This window comes from Robiginitalea marina, from assembly GCF_024006985.1.
In the GTDB taxonomy this organism is placed as follows: Bacteria; Bacteroidota; Bacteroidia; order Flavobacteriales; family Flavobacteriaceae; genus Robiginitalea; species Robiginitalea marina.
This window is the reverse complement of sequence record NZ_JAMXIB010000006.1, coordinates 231730-243236: the sequence shown is the minus strand read 5'-3', so window position 1 is coordinate 243236 and position 11507 is coordinate 231730. Positions and strand designations below refer to the sequence as shown.

At 54.3% G+C, this 11507-nt stretch carries 13 protein-coding genes; 11 read left to right on the top strand and 2 right to left on the bottom strand.

The window, feature by feature from the left end; all coding sequences use genetic code 11:
- Nucleotides 1–263: 263 nt before the first annotated feature.
- Nucleotides 264–707, top strand: a complete 444-nt coding sequence (locus NG653_RS09710; protein ID WP_252741501.1) for a molybdenum cofactor biosynthesis protein MoaE — start codon at nucleotides 264–266, stop codon at nucleotides 705–707.
- A gap of 2 nt (nucleotides 708–709) precedes the next feature.
- Entirely contained in the window at nucleotides 710–1138 is a 429-nt protein-coding gene (moaC, locus tag NG653_RS09705; RefSeq protein ID WP_252741500.1) for a cyclic pyranopterin monophosphate synthase MoaC, read from the top strand.
- Between the two features lies 1 nt (nucleotide 1139).
- On the opposite strand, the gene NG653_RS09700 is transcribed toward moaC, so the two are convergent.
- Nucleotides 1140–1847 carry a hypothetical protein gene (locus tag NG653_RS09700; RefSeq protein WP_252741499.1) on the bottom strand — a complete coding sequence of 236 codons (708 nt, stop codon included), beginning with the start codon at nucleotides 1845–1847 and terminating at the stop codon, nucleotides 1140–1142.
- Between the two features lie 457 nt (nucleotides 1848–2304).
- On the opposite strand from NG653_RS09700, the gene NG653_RS09695 reads away from it, so the two are divergent.
- The 6 genes from NG653_RS09695 to rimK are packed head-to-tail and all read left to right on the top strand — an operon-like array spanning nucleotide 2305 to nucleotide 7869.
- Entirely contained in the window at nucleotides 2305–3783 is a 1479-nt protein-coding gene (locus NG653_RS09695) for a type III PLP-dependent enzyme domain-containing protein (protein ID WP_252741498.1), read from the top strand.
- A complete protein-coding gene (speB, locus tag NG653_RS09690; protein WP_252741497.1) occupies nucleotides 3780–4724 on the top strand; it encodes an agmatinase in 945 nt (314 codons plus the stop codon). The genes NG653_RS09695 and speB overlap by 4 nt, the downstream gene beginning before the upstream one ends.
- Nucleotides 4714–5688 carry a deoxyhypusine synthase family protein gene (locus tag NG653_RS09685; RefSeq protein ID WP_252741496.1) on the top strand — a complete coding sequence of 325 codons (975 nt, stop codon included), beginning with the start codon at nucleotides 4714–4716 and terminating at the stop codon, nucleotides 5686–5688. The genes speB and NG653_RS09685 overlap by 11 nt, the downstream gene beginning before the upstream one ends.
- Nucleotides 5689–5690: 2 nt before the next feature.
- Complete coding sequence (locus NG653_RS09680) at nucleotides 5691–5990, top strand: hypothetical protein (RefSeq protein ID WP_252741495.1); 300 nt, start codon at nucleotides 5691–5693, stop codon at nucleotides 5988–5990.
- Between the two features lie 18 nt (nucleotides 5991–6008).
- Entirely contained in the window at nucleotides 6009–6434 is a 426-nt protein-coding gene (locus NG653_RS09675) for a VOC family protein (protein WP_252741494.1), read from the top strand.
- 46 nt (nucleotides 6435–6480) lie between these two features.
- The gene (gene rimK / locus NG653_RS09670; RefSeq protein ID WP_252741493.1) at nucleotides 6481–7869 is read left to right on the top strand and encodes a 30S ribosomal protein S6--L-glutamate ligase; all 1389 of its coding nucleotides are present in this window, start codon (nucleotides 6481–6483) and stop codon (nucleotides 7867–7869) included.
- Here the strand turns inward: rimK and NG653_RS09665 are convergent.
- The gene (locus tag NG653_RS09665; protein ID WP_252741492.1) at nucleotides 7866–8813 is read right to left on the bottom strand and encodes an NAD-dependent epimerase/dehydratase family protein; all 948 of its coding nucleotides are present in this window, start codon (nucleotides 8811–8813) and stop codon (nucleotides 7866–7868) included. The two genes, rimK and NG653_RS09665, sit on opposite strands and share 4 nt — an antisense overlap.
- A 65-nt stretch (nucleotides 8814–8878) precedes the next feature.
- Between NG653_RS09665 and NG653_RS09660 the strand changes: the two genes are divergently transcribed.
- The 3 genes from NG653_RS09660 to treF are packed head-to-tail and all read left to right on the top strand — an operon-like array spanning nucleotide 8879 to nucleotide 11481.
- The gene (locus NG653_RS09660) at nucleotides 8879–9373 is read left to right on the top strand and encodes a hypothetical protein (protein ID WP_252741491.1); all 495 of its coding nucleotides are present in this window, start codon (nucleotides 8879–8881) and stop codon (nucleotides 9371–9373) included.
- Nucleotides 9360–9869: a nuclear transport factor 2 family protein gene (locus tag NG653_RS09655; RefSeq protein ID WP_252741490.1), complete on the top strand. Its 510-nt coding sequence runs from the start codon at nucleotides 9360–9362 to the stop codon at nucleotides 9867–9869. The genes NG653_RS09660 and NG653_RS09655 overlap by 14 nt, the downstream gene beginning before the upstream one ends.
- Nucleotides 9870–9891: 22 nt before the next feature.
- Nucleotides 9892–11481 carry an alpha,alpha-trehalase TreF gene (gene treF / locus NG653_RS09650; protein WP_252741489.1) on the top strand — a complete coding sequence of 530 codons (1590 nt, stop codon included), beginning with the start codon at nucleotides 9892–9894 and terminating at the stop codon, nucleotides 11479–11481.
- Nucleotides 11482–11507 lie beyond the last annotated feature (26 nt).

Here is an 11507-nt window from a genome sequence, read left to right as displayed (position 1 = left end):
GGGAAAAGTTTAGGAAACTTCCCCCGATAGCTATCGGGGCTATCCATTGAACTACGGGGCCGGAAAACGAGTCTGCGAATTTATGAATACTTTTTAAAAATCCGGGAAGAATCTGGGGGAATGAAAGGAATTAGGCAAAAAACGAGCCGGATTCCATGGGCGATGGGCCTGCTGTCCCCGGAGGTTGCCGGGCGGAAGGCGGGGGAGTACCCTGGGGCGAATTTGCCAAAACTTCAGTAACTTCGCAGGGTAACCGAAGCCCGATGAAGACACCAAAAAGACCTTCCCTTTTTGTGGAAGGTGCCATATCGCCCCAATTCATCGCCGATTCCATCGCAAAGCACCAATCCAAAACCGGGATCGGGGCCCACGACATTTTCCTGGGTCAGGTTCGGGCCGACGTGATAGACGGGAAGACCGTCCGGGCCATCGAGTACTCCGCCTATGAAGCCATGGCGCTTGAAAAGATCCACGAGATCCGCGAAGACGCCTTTGCAACCTACAACCTTAGTTGCATGCATATCTACCATAGCCTGGGCGAGGTGCCGGTAGGGGAAATCTGCCTTTTTGTATTTGTTTCCTCCCCCCATCGGAAGGACGTTTTTCAGACCCTGCAACAGGTGGTGGAACGCATCAAAAAGGAACTTCCCGTTTTTGGGAAGGAATGTTTCCAGGACGACAGCTATACCTGGAAAGTAAACCGTTAGCCATGGTAGATATTACCCATAAGGAAGTCACCCTGCGCATCGCCACGGCCGAAGCCACCGTAGTACTCAGCAGCCAGGATACCGTAATGGCCATCCGGGAAGGCAGGGTCCCCAAGGGCGATGTGTTTGAAATGAGCAAAGCTGCCGGGCTGTTGGGGGTGAAGAAAACCCCTGACCTCTTGCCCGATTGCCACCCCATCCCCATCGAGGGCACCCAAATCGAATATGACCTCAGCGGGCTGGAGATCCGTATCCGGGTCACAGTGAGGACGCATTACAAAACCGGTGTAGAGGTGGAGGCAATGCATGGCGCCAGCGTGGTGGCCCTGAACCTCTATGACATGCTGAAACCCCTCGACAAGGGGATTGAGATCCGCCTGATACGCCTGCTGGAAAAACGGGGGGGAAAATCGGATATCCTCCGGGGCTGAGTTACTCCCGGAGCGACCAGATTTCATACATCGGTTCCCCACGGCTGTTTTTGCCGGTGTGGTGCCAGTCATTGCCCTTCCTTTCGAACTGGAAATCCAGTTCAGCCCCAACCCGCGAATCATCCCTGGAAAAAAACTGGATGGCCTCGATATAGGAGCCGTTTTCAGCCGCATACCGCCCGCCGCCGCAGCCAAAGAATTCCATGGTGTCGGTATTGTAGGCGATCCACTGGAAATATCCATCCATTAGGAATTTTAAGGTCTTGCGGGGTTGTCCGTCCCCGCGGCGCTCCTGTCCGGTGTCAGGCCCGCGCATAGCAAACAGCCATTGCCCGTCCAGGGGTTGCTCCATGGCCGGTTCCCGGGTGTACGGGCGGTCCATGTTTCCATTGAAGATCAGGCTTCCCTCTGCATAACTAACCGATACATTATGGGACTTTTCCCCGGTTTTTGCAAAGTCGGAATTAAATTCAAGCCGGACCTTCAGGGAGTCTTCCGCTATCTCGTAATAGCCCCCCATGGTGCTGACAAACTTTGCGGGACTCGATTCGTAAATGGTATGCACCAGGTAGGAATCGGCCACCAGGAGCAGGTAATTCCGCTTTCCCCCATCCAGGGGTTCCGTCGCCAGGTAAACCCCCGGGGCGATCTGGGCACTGAGCAGGCAGGGGAGGAACAGTAAAATAAGGGTTTGGCACATTCGTTTCATGCGATCTCTGGGCTATGGGATTCACAATGGGAAACAAGGTACGGAATTCATCGGATAAACCGATATTAAAACGGTTGCAGGCAATGGGGAAGCCCCGAATTCTATGCGCTCGCCGAAATAGGCAACTTTTTTTTCAAAATAGGATTTTTTTAAAAAAAAAATGTTTTCATTTACACCGGTGAACCGCGGTGTATAAGGTTCTCTGAAGGACATAATGAAAAGTGTTTTTATGTTCGGGTTGCCGGGATACGGGGAGTTATGCCAGGCAATGGCCTTTAGCACAGGTAACCGGAATTTCCAAGTAGCTCCTATCCTCCGCAAACTGCCCGCTACCCGGGCGGATAAGGGAGTACCGCCCATCCCGTCTAATTCTTGTTTCTTATCTTGCAGTATGAGGTAGGCCCCGGATTTTCCTGTACGGGCTTGCCGCAGGCGCTATTTCTGAAAAAATATTTCGATGAACATTACCTACCGCGATCTGATCGATCAGACTTATTATTTTCCAACTGAGGAATTTACCCTTGATAATTCCCACCTCCTTTTCCATGGGATCCCCCTGATGGAACTCGTGGAAAAATACGGGAGTCCTTTAAAATTCACCTACCTGCCGAAGATTTCGCAAAATATCGGACTGGCCAAGAAATGGTTTGCAGCGGCCATGGAAAAGCACCAGTACCACGGGAAGTATTATTACTGCTATTGCACCAAAAGCTCGCATTTCAGGTATGTATTGCACGAGGCCCTCAAGAACGACATCCACATCGAAACTTCCTCGGCCTTTGACATCCCAATCGTGGAACGCCTGAAAAAGGAAGGAAAAATAAAGGACGACACCTACGTCATTTGCAACGGGTTCAAAAGGGCTGCATATATCGAGAACATCGCCCGCCTGATCAACAACGGGCAGCGCAATTGCATTCCCATTATCGACAATTATGAGGAGTTGTCGCTGCTCACTGAAGAGATCGAGGATAATTTCAAGGTAGGCATCCGCATCGCCTCGGAAGAAGAACCCAAATTCGAATTCTACACCTCGCGCCTGGGGATCGGGTATAAGGATATCGTGCCTTTTTACGAGAACCAGATCAAAGACAATGACAAGGTTGAGCTGCGGATGCTCCATTTCTTCATCAATACGGGGATGAGGGATAATGCCTATTACTGGAACGAATTGTCAAAATGCCTCAAGGTATATGTCAGGCTCAAGAAGATTTGCCCTTCCCTTGACAGCCTCAACATAGGGGGCGGGTTTCCCACCAAGAATTCCCTGGCTTTTGAATACGATTACGAATACATGGTCGACGAAATCGTTAACCAGATCAACCTGGCCTGCAAGGAGGCCGATGTGCCCGTGCCCCATATTTTTACGGAATTCGGGAGCTTCACGGTTGGGGAAAGCGGCGGGGCCATCTACCAGGTCCTTTACCAGAAACAACAGAACGACCGGGAGAAGTGGAACATGATCGATTCTTCATTCATTACCACCCTGCCGGACTCCTGGGCCATTAACAAGCGTTTTATCATGCTGCCCATCAACCGCTGGAACGACCCCTATGAACGGGTGCTGCTGGGCGGGCTTACCTGCGACAGTGACGATTACTACAACAGCCAGCAGGATATGAACGCCATTTACCTGCCGAAATTCCATTCGGAGAAACCGCTGTATATCGGGTTTTTCAATACCGGGGCCTACCAGGAAACCATCGGGGGATACGGGGGGCTGCAACACTGCCTGATTCCCTATCCGAAGCACCTGCTCATAGACCGGGACGGGGAAGGCCACCTGATGGTTACGCTTTTCCGGGAGCAGCAGGAATCCGGGGAATACCTGCGGATCCTTGGCTATGGAACGGAAGGGCAGGATTCCGGTGCGCAGGAAGAATTAGGAAATCAACAACACGAATACGCAACCAAAGAAGAAATCCACAAAGAATGAAAAGTACGCCAACCTATGCGGGAATCCCGGAGGAGTTCGCGCAGCTGGAAAAAGCACGGGTAGTTTTGATCCCCGTGCCCTATGATGGAACCAGTACCTGGGGGAAGGGAGCCGACAAAGGGCCGGAGGCATTCCTCGCGGCATCCGAAAACATGGAACTTTACGACATTGAAACCGGTACGGAGGTTTACCGGCAGGGGATATATCTGGCGCCTTCCATTTCGGAAAAAGACAGCCCCGAAGCGGTGGTGAGGGAGGTACATCAAATTACCAAGGACTACATCAAGCGCAATAAGTTTGTTACTCTTTTCGGAGGGGAGCATTCCATTTCAATTGGTTCCATCCGGGCCTTCAATGAATGCTTTGACAACCTTACGGTATTGCAGATCGATGCCCATGCCGATTTGAGGAAAACGTATCTCGGCAGCCCTTATAACCACGCCTGCGCGGTACACGAGGCGGCCCAGACCACCAACCTGATCCAGGTGGGCATTCGCAGCATGGACGCCATAGAGAAGACCTATATGGACCCGGAAAGGGTGTTTTTTGCCCATGAGATGGTGGCCGACGAATTCTGGATGGATAAGGTTATCGACCTGATGACAGACCATGTTTTCATTACCTTCGACCTGGATGCCCTCGACCCGTCCATCATGCCTGCGACGGGTACCCCGGAGCCCGGGGGCCTTTTCTGGTATGAAACCCTGGAATTCCTCCGCAAGGTTTTCCAGGAGAAGAATGTGGTGGGTTTTGACCTGGTGGAATTGTGCCCGAACCCCCAAAACAGGGCCTCCGATTTCGTCGCGGCCAAGCTGTATTATAAAATGCTGTCCTATAAATTTATGGAAACCGCCCAGGAGGGCGACTTTGATGAACCCTTTGATGAGGAAGGCGGCTGGAAAAGCAACCTGTCCTCGAAATTTGATGATGATGAGCTCTAAAGGACCGATATCCAATTTTATTGCCAAGTACTACAAACACTTCAATGCGGCAGCCCTGGTGGATGCGGCCAGGGGGTACGAAGCCCAGCTGGAGCAGGGTTCCAAAATGCTGGTGAGCCTTGCCGGCGCCATGAGCACCGCTGAGCTCGGAAAGATTTTTGCCGAGATCATCAGGCAGGACAAGGTGCACATTATTTCCTGTACCGGGGCGAACCTCGAGGAAGACATCATGAACCTCGTCGCCCATTCCCATTACAAACGGGTGCCCAATTACCGGGACCTCACCCCCCAGGATGAGTGGGACCTGCTGGAAAGCGGCCTGAACCGGGTTACGGATACCTGTATCCCTGAGGAAGAAGCCTTTCGCCGCCTGCAGAAGCACATCTTCAGGCTCTGGAAAGAGGCTGAAGCCGCAGGGGAGCGCTATTTTCCGCATGAATTCATGTACAAAATGCTGCTTTCCGGGGTGCTGGAGGAGTATTACGAAATCGATATCCGTGACTCCTGGATGTACGCCGCCGCAGAAAAAAACCTGCCCCTGGTCTGCCCCGGCTGGGAAGACAGCACCATGGGGAATATCTTCGCGTCCTATGTCATCAAAGGGGAGCTTTCGGCCCGGACCATGAAATCCGGGATTGAATACATGACGTACCTGGCCGACTGGTACACTGAAAATTCGGGGAATGGCATAGGCTTTTTCCAGATCGGCGGGGGTATTGCCGGGGATTTTCCCATCTGCGTAGTCCCCATGCTCTACCAGGACCTGGAACGGACCGACACCCCTTTCTGGAGCTATTTTTGCCAGATCAGCGACAGTACTACCAGTTTTGGCTCTTATTCCGGGGCCGTGCCGAATGAAAAAATCACCTGGGGCAAGCTGGGGATAGATACGCCCAAGTTCATTATCGAAAGCGATGCCACCATTGTTGCCCCATTAATTTTTGCGTATCTTTTAAACCTGTAATCATGGACAACCTGAGGCGCGTTATCGTGGACTTTAGAAAACTTACCCCGGAGGTGCTCAAGCTCCTCGTGGAACGGTATCCCGACGGCTATGACGATGGCCACATCATTACGTTCAGGAATGCACAGGGGGAGCTCATCGAGGCCGTTGAGGTCTCTACCGATGACACCAAATACCTTGTCAAGATCAGTGCCAAACTGGAAAAGACCATGGCCAATTACGACGAGGAGGACTATGAAGATTACGACTCAGATGACCCCACTGCCATCCCCGACATAGAAATGGACGAGGACGATGAATAACCTTTAATTCTTTTTCCCATGCAACAGGCCCCGTTTCATTTGTCCTTACCCTGTATCAGTGTTTCAGCCACGCATGCCTTCTATACGGAAACCCTCGGAGCCGCGGTGGGAAGGAGCACCACCCAATGGGTCGACATCAACCTCTATGGGAACCAGATTACCTTTACCAAAAGCGGAAGCTTCAGTTTCCAGTACAAATCGTATAAATTCGAGGAGGCGGTTTTGCCGGCCTTCCACTTTGGGGTCCTGGTAGGGAGTGCAGACTGGGAGTCCCTTCTGGGGCGGCTGCAGGGCCTTTCGCTGGAATTGCCCGTCAACAGCCTGTTCCTTTCGGGAAAACCCGGGGCACATCGCTCCTTTTTTGTGGAAGACCCCAACGGGTATATGGTGGAATTCAAACACTTCCTCGATCCCGGCGACACCTTCCGGGCCGTGACGGAATAGCCTTTTGAAACATGCCCGACCTGCGGACCCCTCAAATCAGCCAACCATGAACAATCAGAAACTACTCGGGAGCGAGGAATGGTGCGTATTTGAAGAAATGGGCATCCCCGCCATCAAGGCGAGGGTCGATTCGGGGGCCAAGACGTCTTCCATCCAGGCGGCCAATAGCAAGATCGTGATGCGCCATGGAGAGGAATGGGTACAGTTTGATGTCCACCCCCTCCAGGAAAACCGCAGTATTACCGTCCATTGCGAAGCCCGGTTGATCGACCGCCGGATCGTAAAGAGTTCCTCCGGGATCTCCGAAGAGCGGCTGGTGGTCAAAACCCCGGTGAGGCTGGGCCCCGACAAATTTGATATCGAACTTACCCTGGCCAGCCGCGACACCATGGAATTCCGCATGCTCCTGGGGCGTGAAGCCCTGTCGGGGCGTTACCTGGTCGATCCCGGGCAAAACCTGCTGGCCGGGGAATTCACTGCCGACAGGCTGGAGCAACTCTATGCGTCCTATATCCACAAGAAATCGGGGTTGAAAATCGCCTTGTTGGCCAGCAACCCCCACCTGTACAGCAACCGGCGGATCATGGAAGCCGCCCAGGACCGGGGCCACGAGATCGTATTTCTCAATGTGGAACTGGCCTATATGAAACTCGATGCCAATTCCCCGGAAATCCGGTATCGCGGAGGGAACATCCTCAATGAATTCGACGCCATTATCCCCAGGATCAGGCCCTCGGTGACGTTTTACGGCTGCGCCCTTATCCGGCAGTTCGATAACCTCGGGGTATATTGCCTGAATTCGGCAGAGGCCATAACCCAGTCGCGCGACAAGCTCTTCGCTTCCCAGTTGTTTGCCCGCCACGACATCCATATCCCCATAACCGGGTTTGCCAAATCCCCCAACGACACCAAGGACCTGATCAAAATGGTGAACGGGGCCCCCCTGATCATCAAATTGCTGGAGAGTACCCAGGGGAAGGGCGTGGTGCTCGCCGAGACGAACAAGGCCGCGGAGAGCGTGATCAACGCCTTTAAAAGCGTGCAGACCAACATCCTGGTGCAGGAGTTTATCAAGGAGGCCAACGGGCAGGATATCCGCTGTTTTGTGATCGACGGCAAGGTGGTGGCCAGCATGCAGCGCCAGGCCGAAAAAGGCGAATTCAGGGCAAACATCCATCAGGGCGGCAGGGCCTCCATGATAAAGATTACTTCCGAGGAGCGCAAGCTCGCCATCAAGGCGACCAAGGTCCTGAACCTCTCTGTGGCCGGGGTCGATATCATCCGATCCAACAGGGGCCCCTTGCTGTTGGAGGTCAATTCTTCCCCGGGCCTCGAAGGAATCGAGAACGCCACCGGGAAGGATATCGCCAATACCATGATTACCACGATAGAGAAGAAGCTGAAATACCACCCCAAAAAGGCGATCGAGCTTTAGAGACGATCCCGCAGCCGGGTGAGCATTTCACGGGTGGTGTCCTGCAGCGTGTAGCGCGGTTCCCAGCCCCAGTCTTCCCTGGCCTTGCTGTCGTCGATGCGCTCAGGCCAGGATGCTGCAATTTCCTGGCGGAAGTCTGGCCTGTACCCTATGCGAAAACCGGGAAGGTGCTCCCTGATGCTTTCGGCCATCTCGGCCGGGGTGAAGCTCATCGCCCCCAGGTTATAGGAGTTCCGGATAGTCACCCGGGTTGCCGGGGCTTCCATGAGCTCCAGGGTGGCACGGATGGCATCCTCCATATACATCATGGGCAGCCGGGTCTGTTCCCTGAGGAAACATTCGTATTGCCCTTTCGCCAGGGCCTCGTGGTAGATTTCGACGGCGTAGTCGGTGGTGCCCCCACCGGGTTCGGCCTTCCAACTGATCAACCCCGGATAGCGAAGGCTCCTCACATCCACGCCGTGTTTTCTGTGGTAGTAGGAACACCACCCTTCCCCCGCCAGTTTGCTGATCCCGTAAACCGTGGTGGGTTCGGTAACGGTGTACTGGGGGGTATTGTCCTTTGGGGTGCTGGGGCCAAAGACCGCGATGCTCGAAGGCCAGAAAAGTTTCGCGAATTGTTGCTGCCTGGCGAGTTCCAGTACGTGGAAGAGGGAATTCATGTTGAGTTCCCATGCCCGGGAAGGGGATTTCTCGGCCGTGGCGCTCAGCATGGCCGCCATAAGGTAAACCTCCTCTACCTTGTGGTCCTGTACGATCTTTTCTACGGCCCGGAAATCCGTGGCATCAAGGACCGAAAATGGCCCGGAGGCCATCAATTCCACCTGCCCTTCCCTGATGTCCGTGGCGATAATGGCTTCCGCCCCGTGCCGGGCGCGCAGGGCGAGGGTCAACTCGGTTCCGATCTGCCCGCAGGCTCCCAGGATCAATATTTTCTTTGGCATACAAAAGCGCTTTTAACGACAGGGGAGGTAAAGATAACTGTTCTCAAAATTTGTACATTCGCCCTATGCGGAATTTCTTCATCGTATTGGTCCTGGCCATGCTGGCCCCAGGGTGTGGTTCCCCTGAAAAGAAGGATAAGGAACAACTTCAACCTGAGGCCTGGGTTGGTATTCCCGACCTTCCTTCGGCGGTTCCCATTAACCCGGGGGCACGGGAAGTCCTGGAAGAGTGGCCGCAGTTCCTTTCCCTTGAAGAGCGGATCGCGGCCCTTTCTCAAACCCGGAGCCGCGAGGAATTGCAGTTGTTGCTGGAGGAGCTGAGCCAGATATGCAATCAGGTAGAGGAAAATGCCATCCCCCTGACTTTTGAACGACCTTCGGTTCGCAGCAGGCTCAGGGTTGTGCGCACCTATATCGGCAAATCAGACGCGGCCCTACTGTACCGGGAAGACCACGGGGAAGCCCTGATGGAGCTCATGCAGGCTTACAACGCCCTCAGGGAACAATTTAACCTCATTATCAACAGTACCTTAAAACCAGAGTTATTTGAAACGGAATAGATGGCTTATGGCCCTTTGCCTGCTGCAGGGGGTCCTGCTGCTGGCCCAGCAGACTGAAGAAGACCGGATTGGCCTCCTGTTGGACGGCTGGCACCACGCTGCGAGCCGGGCCGATTTTGACGCCTATTTTGATAAAATGGCGCCGTCGGCTGTTTTTGTGGGGACCGACGCCACCGAGCATTGGGACAGGGATGCCTTTATGGCCTTTTCCAGGCCTTATTTTGAACAGGGGAAGGCCTGGTCCTTCACCCCGGTGCAGCGGCATATCTTTGTCGGGGCCGGTGGGCGGGTGGCCTGGTTCGATGAACTCCTGGATACCTGGATGCAGCTCTGCCGCGGTTCCGGCGTCCTGGTGAAAGAAGGGGAGGAGTGGAAAATCGCGCACTATGTGCTCTCCATTGCCATCCCCAATGAAACGGTTCAGGGGGTGATCGCCCTGAAGAAGGAACAGGACAGCGTTTTGAAAAGATCATTACTTTTAGGGGCACCGAACTAATCCATACTAAATACAACACCTGATGAACAGAAAGGGAATTCTCCTGATGTTGCTGTTCGGCACCCTGCTGATCAGCCAGTGCGGACAGGCCCCGGAGGTCGCGGTTTCCGCAGATTCCTTTTATGAGACGGAGCTTTTCAAGGCCGTCCAGATGGAAGGCCTGTTCCCGGACTCCAAGACCTTTGTCGACCTGGACCGGGATCTTCCCTTTGTTGAGCTGGAAAGGCAATACCTGGAGGAAAGGGAAAAATTCGGTTTTGACCTGGGCGAATTCGTGGAGCAACATTTTTCGGATCCCTTCGGGAAGGCCAACACTTATGTGAGCGACAAGAGCCTGGACATGTATGGCCATATCAGGGCTACATGGCCCGTCCTTATGCGGGTCCGGGACACGCTGAACCCCAATTCTTCCAGGATCCCGCTGCCCTATCCGTATATCGTACCGGGCGGTAGGTTCAAGGAAATCTATTACTGGGACAGCTATTTCACCATGATCGGCCTGCTGGCCGATGGCCGAATGGATATCGCCTCCGATATGCTGGCCAACTTTGCCCACCTGATCGACTCCCTTGGCTTTATTCCCAACGGCACCAGGGATTACTACCTGACCCGATCCCAGCCCCCTTTTTTTGGTATGATGGTGGCCTTGTTGGCGGAACGGGACAGCAGTTTCCAACAACGGTATTTCCCCCAAATCGAAAAAGAATACCAGTACTGGATGGAAGGGGAAGACCTGGTAACCCAGGGAGAGGCAGTTAGCAGGGTGGTCAGGACCGGTAATGGATGGCTCATGAACCGTTACTGGGACAGCGCCAGTACCCCCAGGCCCGAGTCGTACAGGGAAGACATCCACCTGGCGGAAGTCCTGGAAGACGAAGAAGGCAAAAGGGAGCTCTACGCAAACCTCAGGGCAGCCGCCGCATCCGGATGGGATTTCAGCAGCCGGTGGTATGCGCGGGAAGGGGAATTTGCCTCTACCCAGACTACCCACGTGGTTCCATTAGACCTCAATACCCTCCTTTATTCCATGGAAATGCAGCTGGCCGAAGGCTATTCCCTGCAGGGGAAGCAGGAGGCAGCCAGCCTGGTGAAGGACCGGGCAGAGGCGCGTAAAAAGGCCATCAATACCCTGATGTGGGACCCCGTGGAGGGGTTTTACAAGGATTTCAATTTTGTGAGCAACAGCCGTTGCGGTGAAGCCACCCTGGCAGGGGTCTTTCCCCTGGCCTTCGGACTGGCCACAAAGGCGCAGGCCCAAAAGGTCAGGGACCGCCTGATGGAGGATTTCCTGAAGCCCGGGGGCCTGGTGACCACGCTTCGGGTCACGGGCCAGCAGTGGGACGCCCCCAATGGGTGGGCACCCCTGCAATGGATGGGGGTACAGGGGTTGCTCCGGTACGGGTTTGAGGATGAAGCCCGGGAAATCATGGAGCGGTGGCTGGCCCTTAACGAGCGGGTCTACAGGGAGGAAGGCAAGATGATGGAAAAATACAACGTGGTAGACATCAACCTGGCCTCAGGGGGAGGGGAGTACCCTACCCAGGACGGGTTTGGCTGGACCAACGGGGTGGCCCTGGGGTTCAGGGACCTTCTGGAAGGGATGTCTCAATAGCGCTTTCCCCTGGGCGAAGCGCCCCT

Bases quoted from the DNA above. Each gene is read 5' to 3' on its own strand.
- NG653_RS09710 (WP_252741501.1), top strand. From the start codon at position 264: ATGAAGACACCAAAAAGACCTTCCCTTTTTGTGGAAGGTGCCATATCG.
- NG653_RS09680 (WP_252741495.1), top strand. From the start codon at position 5,691: ATGGACAACCTGAGGCGCGTTATCGTGGACTTTAGAAAACTTACCCCG.
- NG653_RS09700 (WP_252741499.1), bottom strand. From the start codon at position 1,847: ATGAAACGAATGTGCCAAACCCTTATTTTACTGTTCCTCCCCTGCCTG.
- NG653_RS09665 (WP_252741492.1), bottom strand. From the start codon at position 8,813: ATGCCAAAGAAAATATTGATCCTGGGAGCCTGCGGGCAGATCGGAACC.
- NG653_RS09695 (WP_252741498.1), top strand. From the start codon at position 2,305: ATGAACATTACCTACCGCGATCTGATCGATCAGACTTATTATTTTCCA.
- rimK (WP_252741493.1), top strand. From the start codon at position 6,481: ATGAACAATCAGAAACTACTCGGGAGCGAGGAATGGTGCGTATTTGAA.
- treF (WP_252741489.1), top strand. From the start codon at position 9,892: ATGAACAGAAAGGGAATTCTCCTGATGTTGCTGTTCGGCACCCTGCTG.
- speB (WP_252741497.1), top strand. From the start codon at position 3,780: ATGAAAAGTACGCCAACCTATGCGGGAATCCCGGAGGAGTTCGCGCAG.
- NG653_RS09660 (WP_252741491.1), top strand. From the start codon at position 8,879: ATGCGGAATTTCTTCATCGTATTGGTCCTGGCCATGCTGGCCCCAGGG.
- moaC (WP_252741500.1), top strand. From the start codon at position 710: ATGGTAGATATTACCCATAAGGAAGTCACCCTGCGCATCGCCACGGCC.
- NG653_RS09685 (WP_252741496.1), top strand. From the start codon at position 4,714: ATGAGCTCTAAAGGACCGATATCCAATTTTATTGCCAAGTACTACAAA.
- NG653_RS09675 (WP_252741494.1), top strand. From the start codon at position 6,009: ATGCAACAGGCCCCGTTTCATTTGTCCTTACCCTGTATCAGTGTTTCA.